The 18,338-nt window shown below is 44.4% G+C and carries 21 protein-coding genes; 20 read left to right on the forward strand and 1 reads right to left on the reverse strand.

The annotated features are described in order from the left end of the window. The first annotated feature begins 99 nt into the window (after positions 1 to 99). The 14 genes from A1QO_RS19900 to A1QO_RS19965 all read left to right on the forward strand — a co-directional run bounded on the left by A1QO_RS19900 (position 100) and on the right by A1QO_RS19965 (position 13,219). On the forward strand, positions 100 to 447 hold the full coding sequence (locus A1QO_RS19900) for a helix-turn-helix domain-containing protein (protein WP_017037606.1): 348 nt from the start codon (positions 100 to 102) through the stop codon (positions 445 to 447). An 84-nt stretch (positions 448 to 531) separates the two neighbouring features. After that, entirely contained in the window at positions 532 to 747 is a 216-nt protein-coding gene (locus A1QO_RS19905; RefSeq protein ID WP_017037607.1) for a DUF3820 family protein, read from the forward strand. A 200-nt stretch (positions 748 to 947) separates the two neighbouring features. Next, positions 948 to 1,445, forward strand: a complete 498-nt coding sequence (locus A1QO_RS19910; RefSeq protein WP_241790496.1) for a hypothetical protein — start codon at positions 948 to 950, stop codon at positions 1,443 to 1,445. 169 nt (positions 1,446 to 1,614) lie between these two features. Further along, entirely contained in the window at positions 1,615 to 3,408 is a 1,794-nt protein-coding gene (gene secD / locus A1QO_RS19915) for a protein translocase subunit SecD (protein WP_017041952.1), read from the forward strand. A 2-nt stretch (positions 3,409 to 3,410) separates the two neighbouring features. Beyond that, positions 3,411 to 4,313: a protein translocase subunit SecF gene (secF, locus tag A1QO_RS19920; RefSeq protein WP_017041953.1), complete on the forward strand. Its 903-nt coding sequence runs from the start codon at positions 3,411 to 3,413 to the stop codon at positions 4,311 to 4,313. After that, positions 4,310 to 5,401: a calcium:proton antiporter gene (locus A1QO_RS19925; protein ID WP_017041954.1), complete on the forward strand. Its 1,092-nt coding sequence runs from the start codon at positions 4,310 to 4,312 to the stop codon at positions 5,399 to 5,401. Before secF ends, A1QO_RS19925 begins: the two co-directional genes overlap by 4 nt. A 75-nt stretch (positions 5,402 to 5,476) precedes the next feature. Next, positions 5,477 to 6,127, forward strand: coding sequence for a DedA family protein (locus A1QO_RS19930; protein WP_017041955.1), 651 nt, complete (start codon positions 5,477 to 5,479; stop codon positions 6,125 to 6,127). Between the two features lie 200 nt (positions 6,128 to 6,327). Next, positions 6,328 to 6,720: a ribosome recycling factor family protein gene (locus tag A1QO_RS19935; protein WP_017041956.1), complete on the forward strand. Its 393-nt coding sequence runs from the start codon at positions 6,328 to 6,330 to the stop codon at positions 6,718 to 6,720. 234 nt (positions 6,721 to 6,954) lie between these two features. Further along, positions 6,955 to 7,374 carry a D-ribose pyranase gene (gene rbsD / locus A1QO_RS19940; protein WP_017034726.1) on the forward strand — a complete coding sequence of 140 codons (420 nt, stop codon included), beginning with the start codon at positions 6,955 to 6,957 and terminating at the stop codon, positions 7,372 to 7,374. A gap of 45 nt (positions 7,375 to 7,419) precedes the next feature. After that, entirely contained in the window at positions 7,420 to 8,925 is a 1,506-nt protein-coding gene (rbsA, locus tag A1QO_RS19945; protein WP_017034725.1) for a ribose ABC transporter ATP-binding protein RbsA, read from the forward strand. After that, on the forward strand, positions 8,922 to 9,920 hold the full coding sequence (rbsC, locus tag A1QO_RS19950) for a ribose ABC transporter permease (RefSeq protein ID WP_017034724.1): 999 nt from the start codon (positions 8,922 to 8,924) through the stop codon (positions 9,918 to 9,920). The genes rbsA and rbsC overlap by 4 nt, the downstream gene beginning before the upstream one ends. Before the next feature lie 237 nt (positions 9,921 to 10,157). Continuing rightward, entirely contained in the window at positions 10,158 to 11,036 is an 879-nt protein-coding gene (gene rbsB, locus A1QO_RS19955) for a ribose ABC transporter substrate-binding protein RbsB (protein ID WP_017034723.1), read from the forward strand. Between the two features lie 211 nt (positions 11,037 to 11,247). Beyond that, positions 11,248 to 12,168 carry a ribokinase gene (gene rbsK / locus A1QO_RS19960; RefSeq protein ID WP_017034722.1) on the forward strand — a complete coding sequence of 307 codons (921 nt, stop codon included), beginning with the start codon at positions 11,248 to 11,250 and terminating at the stop codon, positions 12,166 to 12,168. A 46-nt stretch (positions 12,169 to 12,214) separates the two neighbouring features. Continuing rightward, positions 12,215 to 13,219 carry a substrate-binding domain-containing protein gene (locus A1QO_RS19965; RefSeq protein ID WP_017034721.1) on the forward strand — a complete coding sequence of 335 codons (1,005 nt, stop codon included), beginning with the start codon at positions 12,215 to 12,217 and terminating at the stop codon, positions 13,217 to 13,219. Positions 13,220 to 13,231: 12 nt separating this feature from the next. On the opposite strand, the gene A1QO_RS19970 is transcribed toward A1QO_RS19965, so the two are convergent. Beyond that, a complete protein-coding gene (locus A1QO_RS19970) occupies positions 13,232 to 13,729 on the reverse strand; it encodes a peptidylprolyl isomerase (RefSeq protein WP_017039160.1) in 498 nt (165 codons plus the stop codon). A 186-nt stretch (positions 13,730 to 13,915) separates the two neighbouring features. Between A1QO_RS19970 and A1QO_RS19975 the strand changes: the two genes are divergently transcribed. From A1QO_RS19975 to rplT, 6 genes are all read left to right on the forward strand, one after another. After that, entirely contained in the window at positions 13,916 to 14,434 is a 519-nt protein-coding gene (locus A1QO_RS19975; protein WP_017034719.1) for an RNA methyltransferase, read from the forward strand. Positions 14,435 to 14,526: 92 nt separating this feature from the next. Beyond that, positions 14,527 to 14,745, forward strand: coding sequence for a hypothetical protein (locus tag A1QO_RS19980; RefSeq protein ID WP_017034718.1), 219 nt, complete (start codon positions 14,527 to 14,529; stop codon positions 14,743 to 14,745). Positions 14,746 to 14,997: 252 nt separating this feature from the next. Continuing rightward, complete coding sequence (gene thrS / locus A1QO_RS19985; RefSeq protein WP_017039159.1) at positions 14,998 to 16,926, forward strand: threonine--tRNA ligase; 1,929 nt, start codon at positions 14,998 to 15,000, stop codon at positions 16,924 to 16,926. A 2-nt stretch (positions 16,927 to 16,928) separates the two neighbouring features. Next, positions 16,929 to 17,480 carry a translation initiation factor IF-3 gene (gene infC / locus A1QO_RS19990; RefSeq protein ID WP_083188639.1) on the forward strand — a complete coding sequence of 184 codons (552 nt, stop codon included), beginning with the start codon at positions 16,929 to 16,931 and terminating at the stop codon, positions 17,478 to 17,480. Between the two features lie 107 nt (positions 17,481 to 17,587). Beyond that, the gene (gene rpmI, locus A1QO_RS19995) at positions 17,588 to 17,782 is read left to right on the forward strand and encodes a 50S ribosomal protein L35 (protein ID WP_017034715.1); all 195 of its coding nucleotides are present in this window, start codon (positions 17,588 to 17,590) and stop codon (positions 17,780 to 17,782) included. 40 nt (positions 17,783 to 17,822) lie between these two features. Then, complete coding sequence (gene rplT, locus A1QO_RS20000; protein ID WP_017034714.1) at positions 17,823 to 18,176, forward strand: 50S ribosomal protein L20; 354 nt, start codon at positions 17,823 to 17,825, stop codon at positions 18,174 to 18,176. Positions 18,177 to 18,338: the final 162 nt, after the last annotated feature.

The raw sequence follows: 18,338 nt of genomic DNA on the forward strand, positions 1-18,338 counted from the left end.
TAAGGGCGAAACATTGGTCAAAACCTGACGGGTATCTGACATTGTGCACATGGATTACAGCAGAATTCATCCATATTTAGAATGTAAGGGAGCTTCAACGTGCAGTTTAATCAGATAGATAGAGATGCTTTATACAACACTTGGATGTCACAGAAAGCCAAGATGCGCTTGACGCAGATGGAAATGGCCAAAAAAATGGGAATGACACAAGCCGAGTTTTCAGCCATATTGAGGGGGAACGCTCCGATCTCTTTAGAGTTTATCCACCAGTTTTGCACTAAGCTACATATCGAACCTTACCGAGTAGTCCCGTCTTTACAACGTGCGAGCCAATCTGCACAGCAACTGGTGACGTTAAAAAGCACGATGTCTGTCGACGGCGAAATCCAACGTGTGTATGCACAAGGTAATCAAGTCATTGTTGAGTATGTTCATACGGTCGCTTAATGGTGACGTTAATGGGTCGATAGACCTGTTGGAAACCCAATGGGTCAACGGAAGACCGTGACAACCTGAGGCGAAAAATACGGTATGTTGGAGAAAGAAAACCTAGTTAAGCTGGCAAGAACGCCAATGCCATTTGGCAAGTATTCTGGAAGAGCGTTAATCGATCTACCGGAGGAGTATTTGTTGTGGTTCGATAAGAAGGGGTTCCCTAGCGGTGAGCTTGGTGATCTTCTTCAACTTTGTTTGGCATTGAAAATTGAAGGGCTCGACAGCGTTGTTCAGCCGTTAAAACGAATGTGAATGAAGTCGCCACAAAAGAAGGGAGGCAATGAAGAGGAGATAAGGCCATGAATGAGGCTATGTAAAGTCTGAATTTATGGTTTTAGGTGTTTTTAGAGTTTTTTAAACTATCTAAATTAATGAAAGGTTCTAAATAGAGTATCTATTGGTTTATTGACTGATTATACTTGCCCTAGTTTCATTACTCACGGTTATCTTTCTTGCTTAAACGTTACTATCAACTATTCATTCTTATCGCATTGTCGCTATGTTCGCATATCGTGACGGCACAGGAATGCATGGATTTTAGTGGCAACCAATCCGCTGTGTACGTCAATTTGTCAGAAAATTGCGAAGCAGGCGATCAGATGAATCAAGAATCTGATACAGGCAATGCCAACGCTAAAGCTAAGACGGATACCAACGATCCCATTTCATTAGGGGATGACGGTTTTACCTTTAACGATCATAACGAACCATACGCAACGTCGTTTGTTCGTCGTATCATTAGCGCGGATAACTGCGCTAGTAATGGTATTGAGCCAAGCTATTACCTTTTAGTGGCGTTTTTATCCCCTGTATTACTGGATATCGCACGCTCAGATGTTCAACTACCAGACCCTTCAACTCATTGGACAAGCTTCACTTTAGCAAGCTCTCGTCTTTCCGGTTGGAAAGAAACCAATGCTTTGTACACCCACCAGCACTCTCGCACTTAGTGACTCATTTCTCAGGTCGTTACTGACCATTACGCATTGAAATAATATCTGAACTACGACATTTTTAGGCTGAATCTATCGCTTATCTCAGTGAGGTATGCGCCGTTAGCGAGCATGTTGTGGCACCTTTCAATGCACAGTTTTAATCTATTGAGAGATAGAGTTGCAAATGAAAAAGAAAACGCCCCATAAAGTCATCAACCGCTATGCGATCTGGAAATATGTGGTTCTGATCGTCACCATTATCGTGATGACATTCAGCGCGCTACCATCGTGGTATGGCGAAAACGCTTCTTTACATATCAGTTCTCGTGATCAGGCCACGCCCGATGCTACCTTTGTAGCAAATCAACTAAGTCAGGTTGATATTACGCCACTGAGCATTCAGCAAGACGGCAATCGAACGATTGTTGTACTGGATAACGAAGCTCAACAGAGCCTAGCTAGAGATACGCTCAGTGATGTGCTCAATGACGATATCACTATCGCTCTGGCTATGGAGGCCGCAGCACCCGATTGGATGACCTCGATGGGTTTTGCTCCGATTAAACTCGGTCTTGATTTACGCGGTGGTGTTCAGTTCTTACTTGAAGTGGATATGGAGCCGGTTTACCAGGCTCATCGCCAAACCTTGATCGATGATATCACATCAAACATTCGAGCGAGCCGTGGTCGACACAGCGACCATAACGTCTTGTTGACGGTCCGTAATGCCGATGATGTTCAAACCGCACAAAAACTTCTTCGCGAAAACTACCCCAATTGGAATGTTTCTACTGACCAACGTACGTTAACCATTACACAATCTAGTGATGAACGCTCGACATTGCGAACCTTAACTGTCCAACAAAATCTGCAAATTATGCGTAGTCGGTTGGAACAGCTTGGCATTACTGAAGCCTCGGTTCAGCGTCAAGGTGAAAACCGTATTCGTATCGAATTGCCGGGCGTTCAAGATCCTGCATCAGCCAAAGATGTGATTGGTGCGACGGCTTCTTTAGCGTTCCATGCGGTATCGAACAGCGCTGGTGCTGAGTCAATGGTCCTGCTCGATAACGATGGAAATCGTGTCAATGTGAGTCGAAGAGCTGTTCTTGGTGGCGAGCATATTATTGATGCTAGAGCAGGCGTTGGCGAAATGGGTTCGGCTGAAGTTAATATTTCGCTTGATACGATGGGCGGCCGGAAAATGTCTCAATTTTCTCGCGCCAATATTGGTAATCCAATGGCCACGGTTTATAGCGAATATAGCCGAAATGCCAAAGGTGAAAGTGAGCAAGCCAGCAACGTGATCAGTGTTGCAACCATTCAATCTCAGCTCGGCAATCGCTTTAGAATCACTGGTGCGGGTAGCATGCAAGATGCGCAAGAGCTGGCGTTGTTGCTAAGAGCGGGGTCATTAACCGCTCCTGTTACGATTATTGAAGAGAGAACGATAGGGCCAACTTTAGGCGCTGAGAATGTGAGTAATGGTTTCGCTGCTGTCGCGTTAGGTCTTGGATTAACCTTGGCGTTCATTGCCTTGTGGTACCGAAGACTGGGCTGGGTCGCCAATGCGGCCTTGATAGTCAATATGGTGATGTTGCTCGGTCTAATCGCCTTGTTACCCGGGGCGGTATTAACCTTGCCAGGGATTGCTGGTTTGGTGCTGACCGTGGGTATGGCGGTGGATACCAATGTTCTTATCTTTGAACGAATAAGAGACAAAATGAAAGAAGGGCGTAACTTCGCACAATCGATTGATCGCGGCTTCGATAGCGCCTTTGCGTCTATTTTTGATGCGAATTTGACCACCATGATAGTTGCTCTCGCGCTTTACTCAATCGGAAACGGCCCGATACAAGGGTTTGCATTAACGTTAGGCCTTGGCCTTCTTACCAGTATGTTTACCGGGATCTTTGCATCTCGTGCTGTGATTAATTTGATTTGGGGGCGTGATAAACGCCACGATGTGAGGGTATAACCATGATGAAATCGAACGTATTACTGTCTCGAGTACGCTACACGATGTCGGGTATTTCTGTGTTCTTATTTGCCCTGTCTGTTTTGCTGATTGGATTTAAAGGATTCAATTGGGGGCTTGATTTTACAGGTGGTGTGGTTGCTGAAGTCGTTCTGGATAAAGAGCTCACAGGTGAAACATTAGGGCAGCATCTAAACCAAGAGCTCAATCAAGATGTGCAAATTGCACGTTCAAATGATGATGGCCGTTGGGTTATACGATATAGCGACGTTGAACAATTTACTCAACCGATCCAAGAAACACTAACACCGATAAGTCAAAATGTTCATGTATTGAATAGTAGTGTGGTTGGCCCGCAGGTGGGGCAAGACATGGTCGAGCAAGGTGGATTGGCTATTTTGGTCTGCTTTGTTTTGATTATGCTCTACCTGAGTTATCGCTTTGAATGGCGTCTAGCGCTCGGGGCATTAAGCGCTCTTGTCTATGACATCGTGCTGGTCTTGGGTTTATTTTCCTTATGTCAATTTGAATTTAATTTGACGGTATTGGCTGCGATACTTGCCGTTCTGGGTTACTCGCTCAATGATTCGATTATTATTGCTGATCGGGCTCGTGAGTTGCTTAAAGGTAACCCTAACGGTAAAACCGATCATCTGATCAACGATGCAATACGCGCAACGCTTTCAAGAACGTTAGTGACATCGGGAACGACATTGATGACGGTTTCTTGTTTATGGTTACTCGGTGGTTCTGCATTGGAAGGCTTCTCAATTGCACTGCTGGTTGGAATTGCTAGTGGCACTTGGTCATCTATTTCCATAGGTGTGACATTACCGCAGTTGGTGAACCTAAGCCCATTGCACTATCAACCAAAAGTCATGCTAGAGGAGGATCAACTGCCATGAAGCGATTTCTAAAAAGTGAATTTGTACTACTGATTGGTTTTTTAACCGTCGCTATTTTTAAACTTGGCGGCAACGATATTCTCGCAACCGATATTGCGTCTCCAACAGGTATTGCTGCCACGGTGACGTTGTTTATTGTTGTTATGGGGGCAATTTTTGCGGTTGTCAGGCATTCAGATGCATTAGCTATTAAATTAGGTGACCCTTATGGCACCTTGATTTTGACGTTAGCGGTGATTTCATTGGAAGTCGTTATGATCTCGTCGGTCATGATTACTGGAGAATCAAACCCAGTGCTGGCAAGAGATACGATGTTTGCCGTTGTAATGACGGTTTTCAATGGCCTAGTAGGGGTAACGTTGCTTATCGGTGGCTTAAAATACCATACTCAAAAATACAACGTAGATGGCCTTCAATCTTACTTAGTCGCGATCATCCCTCTTTCATTGCTCTGTTTGGTTTTACCAAGCTTTACCAGCTCGAATGAACTGGGTTCCATGTCAGTGTCACTCACGTGGACATTGGTGTTGGCATCGATTGGCTTATATTCGGTGTTTCTGTTCATTCAAACTCGAAGTCATACTCACTTCTTTATGGATGAAGATCATCAAGATGAGCACGAGTTTCATGGCATCTTGGGGAGTAACCTCTACCATTCGCTACTGTTAGTGGGCTATCTGTTGGTGGTGATTTTACTAGCGAAAAGCTTTGCGATTCCGATCAACAGCACAATTTATATGTGGGGTGCTCCTCCTGCACTTGGGGGCTTGATAGTCGCTCTTCTTATCCTTGCACCAGAAGCCGTTGGCGCGGCCAAAGCAGCGTTAAACAACCAGCTGCAAAGAGCGCTGAATTTGTTCTTTGGTTCCGTGTTGGCAACCATTGCCCTGACGGTTCCCGCCGTTCTAATGATTTCGCATGTGATCAATGAGCCGGTCCATTTAGGTTTAGAGCCGCCAGAAATGATCTTGCTTGGGATGACATTACTGATGGCAAGTGTCAGTTTCAGTCGTGGACGAACTAACTCTTTAAACGGAGCAACACATCTTATTCTATTTGTTGCCTACGTCATTTTGATGTTCGATTAACCCCTCTCTAACTTTAGACCCTGTGCAGGAAACTTTCTGTACAGGGTTAATTCTATTTGGTAGGACTCAATTAATATGCAAGAAATGTTACTCGCAGTTTGGCATCAAGATTTTGAAGCACTGCAACAAATAAGCTCACTCAAGTGGTTTTTATTTGTCCTTATTTTGATTCTTTTTATAGAATCAAGCTTCGTTTTTTTGCCATTTCCAGGAGACAGCTTAGTACTGTTTGTCGGCGGAATGATAGGTCTAAGTGTTTTTGGTTTTTATCCTGCTCTAGCCCTCCTGTGCCTAGCTGCTTCGCTTGGAAGCATGTGTGCTTACTTCCAAGGTCGATTTTTAGAAAAGACTAAGTTTGTCGTGTTCTTAGATCGAATGTTGCCCAAGGAGTCGCTACCTAGAGCCAAATCTTTGCTAGACAGGTACGGCTTTTTATCGCTGTTTATTTCAAGATTTATTCCTTTTGTTCGTGTGTTAACACCAATGCTGATGGGAGTGTCAAAACTCAGTGCATGGCGTACGTTAGCGATCAGTATTTCTAGTTCGCTTATCTGGTGCTTGGTTCTACTGGTGATTGGAAAAATGGTGATGACGAATCCACTTATGAGCGAATATCAGGAGCTGTTATCAAAATCAGTCATGGCGGGTAGTTTTAGCCTGATGATTATCGCAGTGATTGGAATACTCTATCGAGTGGTTAAATCACGCAAACACGTTGCTAATTAGCGCCTGCGCTGAAAACTAAAACCTGAGTTGAACATTAACCCCTGCGCTTAAAGTTGCATTTGTTCTGAAAGTAGGGAACAGAGCGTCATGTGGATAGAGTGGCTGGTGAGCAAACCCGTACGAGTCGAGCTCACCCGTTTGATTTTCATTAGGCCATTACGTTACTCTAGCTCCATCGTTTTTAGTAGCCGTGCTCAATAATGACCGATGAAACCGTGCTTGTTCCATTGCCTTCTCTTATTCATCGCCTGGGTGGAGAGCGAGTGAAGCAACTTAAACACGTTGCTTCACAATACGATTGCACGTTGAATCGCGTGCGCCGCTCTCGGCATTGGCAGGTGACAGGCACCGTAAGTTCGCTGACTCAGTTTTTGGACGTGTTGAAGTCTTTAGAAGAAGAGTCTTTACGACCTGTGATTAAAAAAATCGAATCCATCTTAGTCAGTTCAAGCCTACCCCTAGAGTCGATGGAAGCGAGGCTCGTTAAGATAATCGATACCCACCCTTCGATAACATTAAACGAATTAATGCAGAAAACCAGTTGCTCTCTGGCACAAGCGAGACGTGCAAGATTCGAATCCGACATACTTTAAATCAATCAATAGTCATTAAGTTATCAGTGATAATAATCACCCTTTTTTCTCTCCCTTATTTAATTTAAAAGATCAGAATCACAAATTTATTTTCTTATCTTTGCAAACTTAAATCAGATAACTATTATTCATCGAAACGTTTCGATGATTGTTTTCCTGGTTTGAAAATACCGTCATTTTCACGGAAAAGACATGAATGATGTCTTAATCAAATTCTAATTTTAGGGTCAAAAAATGAAAAAAAGTACGCTCATCAATGCGGATCTTTCTTACCTAGTGGCAACGCTAGGCCATACCGATGAAATCACGATTTGCGATGCAGGCTTGCCTATCCCTGATGAAGTGACTCGGATTGATTTGGCCCTTACTCACGGTGTTCCTAGCTTTCTTGAAACGGTGAGCGTGATTCTTTCTGAATCTCAAATTGAAGGAGTGATCCTCGCTGAAGAATTTGCCACAGTAAGCCCTAAGCATCATCAAGAGTTGTTAGATAAATTAAAAGCCGAAGAACAAGGCTCGGGTAAATCTATTTCGATTCATTATGTATCGCATGAAGAGTTTAAAGATCGAACACAGCACAGTCGCGCCGTTGTGCGTACTGGTGAATGCACACCTTATGCAAACGTGATCTTTCAAGCTGGCGTTACTTTTTAATCCATAAGAAGTTTAACGCTTCCGGTTTCTTATTGAGGGCATGACATGACTCAAGCTATTTTACAGTTAAACGCGATGGAAAAAGCATTTCCAGGTGTGAAAGCACTTGATAAAGCGAGCCTTAACGTCTATCCCGGCCGAGTAATGGCGCTGATGGGAGAAAACGGTGCAGGTAAATCCACCTTGATGAAAGTGTTGACAGGTATTTACTCGTTAGATGCGGGTGATATTTACTATCAAGGTCAGGCGACCACTTTTAAGGGCCCAAGAGATTCACAACAAGCGGGCATTAGTATTATTCATCAAGAGCTTAACTTGATCCCAGAGCTGACGATTGCTGAAAATATTTTTTTAGGGCGAGAATTTACCAGCCCGTTAGGTCGCATTCAGTGGCAAAAAATGTATCAAGAAGCCGATAAACTATTGGCTCGATTAAATGTAAAACACAGCTCTAGCAAACTTCTTGGTGATTTGAGCCTCGGTGAGCAGCAGATGGTAGAAATTGCCAAAGCGCTCTCTTTCGAGTCAAAAGTGATCATTATGGATGAACCTACCGATGCCCTCACTGATACTGAAACAGAGTCCTTGTTTAAGGTCATCAATGAACTGCGTGACCAAGGCTGTGGTGTTGTTTACATTTCACATCGCTTGAAAGAAATCTTTGAAATCTGTGATGACATCACGGTGTTGCGCGACGGTAAATTCATTGGTGAATGCTCCGTTATCGATACCGATGAGGACGGTTTGATTGAAATGATGGTGGGCAGAAAACTTGAGGATCAATACCCAAGAGTGAATGTCGAACATGGCGATATTTGTCTGGAAGTCTCTGGGCTGACCGGGTCAGGTGTTCACGATGTGAGCTTTACCCTTCAACGTGGTGAGATTTTGGGCGTTTCAGGTTTAATGGGAGCGGGACGGACTGAACTGATGAAAGTCATTTTTGGTGCTTTGCCCAGCGAACGTGGTGTTATCAATCTGGATAACAAAACCATTAACCCTGTTAGCCCACAAGACGCATTAGCCAATGGGATTGCCTATATTTCTGAAGATCGAAAAGGGGATGGTTTGGTTCTTGGCCTGTCTGTCAAAGAAAATATGTCACTCAGTGCGCTCGATAAATTAAGCCAAAATGGTCAAATCCAACATAAAGATGAAGCCAATGCAGTTGAAGACTTTATACGTCTGTTCAATATCAAAACGCCCACACGTGATCAAATCATTGGCAACTTGTCTGGTGGTAATCAACAGAAAGTAGCGATAGCGAAAGGACTGATGACGCGCCCAAAAGTCCTCATTTTAGATGAACCGACTCGCGGGGTTGACGTTGGTGCAAAGAAAGAAATCTATCAACTGATTAACAAATTTAAGTCGGAAGGCATGAGCATCATATTGGTCTCGTCTGAAATGCCTGAAGTCTTGGGAATGAGTGACCGCATCATGGTGATGCACGAAGGGCGTATCAGTGGCGAGTTTGATGTCAAAGATGCCGACCAGGAAAAACTACTCGCTTGTGCGGTAGGCAAAAAGATCAATGAGGAAGCAGCATGAGTGCCAACGCTACTAACACAACGAACGCAACGAAAAAAACACAAGACGGCAGTAAGACATTCTTTACTAAAGAGTGGTTGATTGAACAAAAATCATTAATTGCTCTGCTGTTTTTGATTGCTGTTGTTTCGTTCTTAAACCCGAACTTTTTTACGGTCGACAACATTCTCAATATTCTTCGCCAAACGTCGGTGAATGCGATCATCGCGGTTGGGATGACACTGGTCATTTTAACCGCCGGAATCGATCTTAGTGTTGGTTCGGTATTGGCTCTGTGTGGTGCATTCGCAGCCACGATGATAGGGATGGAAGTGCCCGTTATCATTGCTGTCCCTACATCATTGCTGGCTGGTGCAGCCCTTGGTGCAATAAGCGGAGTTATTATTGCCAAAGGTAAGGTTCAAGCGTTTATCGCAACACTTGTCACCATGACTCTGTTGCGTGGTGTCACTATGGTTTATACCGATGGCCGCCCAATTTCGACAGGGTTTACGGATACAGCAGATGCCTTTGCTTGGTTTGGTACGGGTTACACATTGGGTATTCCAGTTCCCGTGTGGCTGATGGTTTTTGTCTTCGCCGCGGTTTGGTATCTGCTTAATCACACCCGTTTTGGACGCTATATCTACGCAGTTGGCGGCAATGAATCGGCAGCACGCCTTTCGGGTATCAATGTCGATAGAGTGAAAATCGGTGTGTACGCCATTTGCGGTATGTTGGCGGCTGTTGCTGGCATCATCATTACCTCCCGTCTTTCTTCTGCCCAGCCTACAGCGGGTATGGGCTATGAACTTGATGCTATCGCAGCAGTCGTGCTTGGCGGAACAAGCTTGATGGGCGGTAAGGGGCGAATTATGGGAACCCTAATTGGTGCTCTGATCATCGGGTTCTTAAACAATGCACTTAATTTGTTAGATGTCTCTTCTTATTTCCAGATGATCGCCAAAGCCGTTGTGATATTGCTAGCGGTACTGGTTGATAACAAAAATAAGTAGCCATTTCTTAACAGCCTCGGTTTTTAACAGCCTCGGTGAGGACATGTCAGCTTAGAGGCTGTGTGATAAACAGAAAATAGATAACTGAATCAACAATGATTAAACCAATACGTATTCGGCCAAATGGTTTGAGCTAAAAATACGAAAATGAACCAATCGAAGTGGAACAACCAACGAGCTTGGTTCCCCCCTACTCAAAGTACATAAAGTACATAAAGTACACAAAGGACTATAACGATGAAAAAACTTGCTACTTTTATTTCTGCTGCACTTCTTTCTTCCACCGTATCGGTATCTGCGCAGGCACAAGATACCATGGCGATTGTGCTGTCTACGCTCAATAACCCTTTTTTCGTCACCATGAAAGATGGAGCGGAAGCGAAAGCCGAAGAATTAGGCTACAACTTGATCGTTTTAGATTCGCAAAACGATCCAAGTAAAGAACTCTCTAACGTAGAAGATTTGACCGTTCGTGGTGTGAAAGCCATTTTGATTAATCCAACCGATTCTGACGCGGTATCGAACGCGATCCGTATCGCGAACCGTTCAAATATTCCGGTTTTGACTCTTGACCGTGGTGCTAGCCGTGGAGAAGTGGTTAGCCATATTGCGTCAGACAACGTGGTTGGCGGTGAAATCGCGGGTCACTACATTATGGAAAAAGTAGGCGAGAAAGCGAAAGTGATCCAACTTGAAGGCATTGCCGGTACGTCGGCAGCACGTGAACGTGGCGAGGGTTTCATGAATGCAGTGAACGGCAGTGAGATGGAATTACTGGCGAGTCAGCCTGCTGATTTTGATCGCACTAAAGGCCTGAACGTTATGGAAAACCTGCTCGCGGCTAACCCAGATGTGCAAGCGGTATTCGCACAAAATGATGAAATGGCACTTGGCGCATTGCGTGCTGTGCAAGCGTCAGGCAAAGACATCATGATTGTAGGCTTCGATGGCACCGATGACGGTATTGCGGCGGTGAATCGTGGCATGCTGGCAGCAACAGTGGCACAGCAACCGGATCTTATTGGTGCACTGGGTGTAGAAACCGCGGTTAAAGTCCTACAAGGAGAAACGGTTCAAGAGTACATTCCAGTACCTCTTAAAGTGGTGGCAAAATAAGTGAATTTCGCTTAGCCACTCAAATGAGTTAGACGTCATAATCAATCGTTGCTCTTCTCTTTTTTAAGTAAATTAAGAGAAGAGCAAAATTGATGTTTGTATGTTCTCGTTAATGTACGTCATAGATCATACAAACATCCGTTTTCGAGTGGATCCCCCCACTCACATTTATCGTACTCAAATTAGGTTTTTTAGAACCGAGGATAATCGTATGAATCAGTTAGTGGTATTAGGTAGTGTCAACGCTGACCATGTTCTTCAAGTGCCTTCCTTTCCTCGCCCAGGCGAGACGTTACATGGTCGAAATTACCAAGTGATCCCTGGTGGTAAAGGGGCGAATCAAGCTGTTGCCGCTGCTCGATTAAATGCGGATATCGGTTTGATTGCTTGCGTGGGTGACGATGCTTTTGGCATCAATATCCGTGAAAGCTTTAAGTTTGATGGTATTAATACTGGTGGTGTAAAAATACAGCCTAATTGCCCGACGGGCATTGCTATGATTCACGTTTCGGATAGCGGGGAAAATAGTATTTGTATTTCAGCAGAAGCGAACGCGAAGTTAAGCGCCGATGCTATTGAGCCCGACCTTGAACACATTCGCCAGGCTAAGTATTTGTTAATGCAATTAGAAACGCCGTTAGATGGCATCGAAAAAGCGGCAATGGTTGCGAAAGATAGTCGAACGAGCGTGATCCTAAACCCAGCTCCAGCGCGAGATTTACCTGACTCATTACTGCAATGTGTTGATGTTATTACCCCGAACGAAACAGAAGCCGAAGTTCTTACTGGGGTTACTGTTACCGACAATGAAACAGCCCAACAAGCCGCAAACGTATTGCATAATAAAGGCATTGAGATTGTAATGATAACGCTAGGCGTTAAAGGTGTATGGTTAAGTAATAATGGACGTGGAGAGCTGATACCGGGTTTTAAGGTGAATGCCATTGATACAACGGCAGCGGGGGATACATTTAATGGTGCACTGATCACTGGCTTATTAGAAGATATGCAATTAGAATCAGCCATAAAGTTTGCTCACGCCGCAGCTGCGATCTCTGTGACTCGTTTCGGTGCGCAAACCTCGATTCCAAGCAGAGAAGAGGTTGACGCATTTTTGATTGAAAACGAGTAGAGAGCAAGGTACAACACAGCTTCTCAGACCAATAAAGGATACCCATATGGCGACCATGAAAGACATAGCAAAATTAGCCGGTGTTTCGACTTCTACGGTGAGCCATGTCATTAACCAATCTCGCTATGTGAGTGAAGAAATATCACAACGGGTTAACGATGCAGCAAGAGAGCTTAATTACGCACCTTCCGCTTTGGCTCGCAGCCTCAAAATGAACAGAACAAAAACCATCGGCATGCTGGTGACGACCTCCACTAACCCGTTTTTTGGTGAGGTGGTAAAAGGCGTTGAGCGCAGTTGTTATCAGCAGGGTTACAACTTGATTCTTTGTAACACAGAAGGGGACAGTGACCGAATGAAAGCGTCGATCAACACCTTGCTGCAAAAGCGTGTCGATGGCGTGATACTGATGTGTTCAACACTGGAAGGCCAACGTGTCGATGTTTTTGAGCGTTACCCAGACATTCCTGTTGTTGTGATGGACTGGGGCCCAATGCTGTTCTCTAGCGATAAAATTCAAGACAATTCATTGCGTGGCGGTTATATGGCAACCAAGTATCTGATTGATGCGGGCCATAAAAATATAGGCTGTATCACAGGCCCATTGAATCGTTATCAAGCTCAAATGCGTTATGAAGGCTACAAACGTGCGCTGAACGAAGCCGGTCTTGACATCAATCCTCGCTGGATTGTTGAAGCAGATTTTGAATGTGAAGGTGGCTATAGCGCATTCAATACTATGAATAATAAGGGCCCGCTACCGAGTGCTCTTTTTGTGAGTAACGATATGATGGCAATGGGCGTGATCAACGCCGCCAATGAACATAATATTAAGATCCCACAGGATATTTCAATCATCGGTTACGATGATATTCATATTGCTAGATTTATGACGCCGTCACTCACAACGGTCCACCAGCCTAAATACCGTTTAGGAAAAGCCGCCGTAGACACCTTGCTTACAAAGTTAGAAAAAAACAGCAATGACACGGTCGTCGTTCAACTCGAACCCACATTAGTAGAAAGAAAGAGTGTAAAAACGCTATCGTAAGCGTCTATTGTATTAGTCTGGCTGGATAACCACTTTTTCAATAATCACGGTCTCATTTGGCACATCATCGTAACCATTGCGGGTTTCTGTTACTAGTGAGGAAATGTCCTGAACGACATCCATTCCTGCTGAAACCTTGCCAAAAACAGCGTACCCCCAACCTTTGTTCGTTGTCGCAGTATGATCGAGACATGGGTTGTCGGCTACATTGATAAAGAACTCTGCCGTTGCAGAATGAGGCGCTTCAGTGCGCGCCATTGCGATGGTGCCGGTGAGATTCTTTAACCCTCGATTCGCTTCGTTTACAATCGGAAGCCGGGTTGATTTTTCATTCAGATCTACCGTAAGCCCTCCACCTTGAACCATGAAGCCTGAGATAACGCGGTGAAATATTGTCCCTTCATAAAATCCTTCTTGGCAGTATCGCAAAAAGTTTTTTGAACTGACTGGCGCTGTCGCTGTGTCTAATTCGATCTGAATGTCACCAACGTTGGTGTGTAAAATAATCATAAAAAAGGCTCAATTGGGCTTAATATCATGGAGTGGGTAGTATACGGAATGTTGAATGGGGGAAACACCGCTTAGTTTTCACCTTTCACTGTAAATCCGCATTTGTTAGTATCTCGTTTTCAATTTATGTAGCGTGATATCAATGATTCTGGTGTCACCAATGCCCGTCGGTTGTCGAGATAAACCATGAAAAATACCCGTGTCATCATTGGGCTAACGAACCCTAAAAGTCCATCAAATGTCGGTGCTGTCATGCGTGCAGCAGGGTGCTACCAAGCGGATGAAGTGCAATATACTGGGCAGCGCTATGAGAAAGCCTCGAAGTTTCATACGGACACGAATAACGTCGCTAGCCAAATCCCGCTTAAAGGTGTGGACTCTTTTTTAGCTAATCTGAGCGATGATACTCGTATAGTGTGTGTCGATTTTGCAGAAGGCGCCACCCCATTACCTGAATTTGAGCACCCAGATAAAGCCATCTATATCTTTGGGCCTGAAGATGGATCCATTTCTCAAGATGTGGCAGACCGAGCGGATCATGTGGTTTATGTCCCTACTATTGGTTGCATGAATTTGGCTGCATCGGTGAATGTTCTGCTCTACGATCGCCTCGCCAAGTCGCCTAATATAGATATCAGCGACACGTTAATTAAATCAAGTCGTGATAACCGCAACCACCTTATAGTTAGAAGTAAGCAAGGCTAGAAGTGAACAAGGCTAGAAGTGAAGCAAGGCTAGAAGTGAAGCAAGGCTAGAGGCGAGTAAGTGTTCTTATTGAGGATGATATATTGAACATCATGAGTTTGAATGAAGCGTATGGTATTACCATTGTGTTAGCCGTGTTTCTTACCATTTATATTTTCATTCACATTAGATACATTCGACGCGGTGAAGCCCATAAAGCTTTCTTATCTGGGCTGTGGGAAATGATGAAAAATACCGTTCATGGCCAAAACCTCAGAGCCATGGGGTATAAGCATGAAAAAGAGCAGCCTAATAAATCCCTAGAGCGCTAATGCCCGGTTTATACATCGAGATAAACCTCCCCTAACGACATGTATGCTTGTGTGGGGGGCGAATGATCAAGTTGTGACATAGATTGTTATTTTATCTCGTTGAGTTACAATGCGCGTTCGTATTTTTCTAGGTACATTCGTATTTGTATCGAAATCAATACCGAACTCTCATTTAGACATGTTTCGTTAATGACGAAACATATTACTGAACATGTGTTGCTTGGTATGCAACACCACTGTAAAGGACAAATAATGCCTATTATTACTCTTCCTGACGGCAGTCAGCGCCCATTTGACGCGCCTGTTTCAACACTCGATGTAGCCCAATCTATCGGCCCTGGTCTTGCTAAAGCTACCATTGCTGGGCGTGTAGACGGTAATCGTGTTGATGCGTGTGACCTTATCGAAAACGATGCAAGCCTAGAAATCATCACCGCTAAAGATGAAGTTGATGGCCTTGAGATCGTTCGTCACTCTTGTGCTCACCTTTTAGGCCATGCGATTAAGCAACTTTTCCCAGAAGCGAAAATGGCGATCGGTCCAACCATCGACAATGGCTTTTACTATGATATCGATTTAGAGCACTCGCTAACGCAAGATGATCTCGAAAAAATCGAAAAGCGCATGAAAGAGTTGGCGAAAACCAAATATCAGGTCGTTAAAAAGAACGTAAGCTGGCAGGAAGCGCGCGACGCATTTGAAGCTCGCGGTGAGAGCTACAAAATTGAAATCCTGGATGAAAATGTTGCTCGTGACGATCGACCAGGACTTTACCACCATGAAGAATACATCGATATGTGTCGTGGCCCTCACGTGCCGCATATGGGTTTCTGTCAGCACTTCACGCTATTGAACGTAGCGGGTGCATACTGGCGTGGTAACAGCGACAACAAAATGCTACAACGCATCTACGGTACCGCATTTCACGATAAGAAAGCACTGAAAGCGCACTTAACTCGCCTTGAAGAAGCAGCCAAGCGTGACCATCGTAAGATTGGTAAGCACCTAGACCTATTCCACATGCAGCAAGAAGCACCGGGTATGGTGTTCTGGCATCATAATGGTTGGTCTATTTTCCGTGATCTTGAAGTCTTCATTCGTGAAAAATTGACCGAATATGATTACCAGGAAGTAAAAGGTCCGTTGATGATGGATCGTGTTCTTTGGGAACGATCTGGTCACTGGGACAAATACGCAGAAGCGATGTTCACAACCAGTTCTGAGAACCGTGAGTACGCCATCAAGCCAATGAACTGTCCGGGTCACGTTCAAATCTTTAACCAAGGTTTGAAATCATACCGCGACTTGCCGCTGCGTATGGCAGAGTTTGGTTCTTGTCACCGTAATGAGCCTTCTGGTGCGCTGCACGGCATTATGCGTGTTCGTGGCTTCACTCAAGATGATGCGCACGTATTCTGTACAGAAGAACAAGTACAACAAGAAGTAAAAGCATGTATCGAGATGGTTTACGATACTTACACAACATTTGGTTTTGAAAACATTGTTGTGAAGCTGTCAACTCGCCCTGAGCAACGTGTCGGTTCCGATGAAATGTGGGATCGCGCTGAAGCGGATCTAAAGCTCGCGCTAGAGTCAATGAACATTGCTTTTGATATTCAAGAAGGCGAAGGTGCGTTCTACGGACCGAAAATTGAATTTACATTACATGATTGCTTAGATCGTGCGTGGCAATGTGGTACAGTGCAGCTTGATTTTGCATTACCTGAACGTTTAGGTGCAACTTACGTTGGTGAAGATAACGAACGTCATACGCCAGTGATGATTCACCGAGCGATTTTAGGTTCACTAGAGCGCTTCATTGGTATTCTAATTGAAGAGTACGCTGGCTTCTTCCCTACGTGGTTGGCGCCAGAACAAGCGGTTGTCATGGGTATTACTGACAAACAAGCTGAATATGTACAAGAAATCACAAAAAAACTGCAAAAAAGTGGATTTAGAGTCAAAGCGGACTTGAGAAATGAGAAGATTGGCTTTAAAATCCGCGAACATACTTTGAAACGTGTTCCGTACATGCTTGTCTGTGGCGACCAGGAAATGGAAGCCGGAGAAATTGCAGTACGTACTCGTAAGGGCAAGGACCTAGGCAAGTTTAAAGTGGATGACTTTATTTCATACATCCAAGCCGAAGTTACAAGCCGTAAGCTCAATCTGGAGGAATAGCTATTAAAGGCGGAAGACGTGGCCAACAACCGGCCAAACAAAACCAGCACCGTTTAAACGGTGACATTCGTGGCGTTCGTGAAGTTCGCTTAACTGGCGCTGACGGCGAAGCCGTTGGTGTAGTATCAATTGCTGAAGCACTTGAAGCTGCTAATGAAGCTGGTATGGATCTCGTAGAGATCAGCCCTAACGCCGAGCCGCCTGTCTGTCGAGTGATGGACTACGGCAAGTTCCTCTTCGAGAAGAGCAAAGCTGCGAAAGAGCAGAAGAAGAAGCAAAAGCAGGTCCAGATTAAGGAAATAAAATTCCGTCCTGGGACTGATGTCGGAGACTATCAGGTAAAACTACGCAACCTGACTGGTTTCCTAGAAGACGGCAACAAAGTGAAGGTAACAATTCGCTTCCGTGGCCGTGAAATGGCCCACCAAAGCATCGGTGTTGACGTTCTTAATCGTTTGAAAGCGGATACTGAAGAATTTGCAGTAGTCGAATCTTTCCCAACGAGAATAGAAGGTCGCCAGATGATTATGGTATTGGCGCCTAAAAAGAAGTAATTAAAGGCCTTACAAGTAGCAATAATGCACCTGCTGTTTCAGTGGGTGTGTTTTGTTCGCCCTAATTACTATGTTATTAACTACTCAACAATGCGGAGTTATTCATCATGACTAAGATGAAATCCAATAAAGGTGCTGCTAAGCGTTTCAAGAAAACTGCTGGTGGTATTAAGTTTAAGCACGCTGGTAAACGTCACATCCTGACTAAGCGTACTACTAAGAACAAGCGTCAACTACGTCCAAATGCAATTCTTCCTAAATGTGAAGTAGCTGCAGTTCTACGTATGTTGCCATACGCTTAATTCTTTTTAGTTTAATTATCGTTTATTTAGGAGAAGCATAATGCCTCGCGTAAAACGTGGTGTACAAGCTCGTGCACGTCATAAGAAAGTTCTTAAACAAGCTAAAGGTTACTACGGAGCACGTTCACGTGTTTACCGCGTAGCTTTCCAAGCAGTTACAAAAGCTGGTCAATACGCATACCGTGACCGTCGCAACAAGAAGCGTCAATTCCGTCAACTTTGGATTGCTCGTATCAACGCTGCGTCTCGTCAAAATGGTCTATCTTACAGCCGTTTTATCAACGGTCTTAAGAAAGCGTCTATCGAAATCGATCGTAAGATCCTTGCCGATATCGCTGTATTCGACAAAGCTGCATTTGCAGTACTCGTTGGAAAAGCAAAAGCTGCTCTTTAATTAGCAGTTTATGGTTACGAAAAAGGAGGGCTTAGGCTCTCCTTTTTTATTGCGTTCAATTTGAGTTTGACCAGATAAAAGAGCCATTATATCAATCGTAGTAAATAACGGTTCACCCTATCGGGTTAAAATACTCGATAACTGCGTTAGAATTTTTGATTG

The sequence above is a fragment of the Vibrio genomosp. F10 str. ZF-129 genome, assembly GCF_000287055.2.
GTDB lineage: Bacteria > Pseudomonadota > Gammaproteobacteria > Enterobacterales > Vibrionaceae > Vibrio.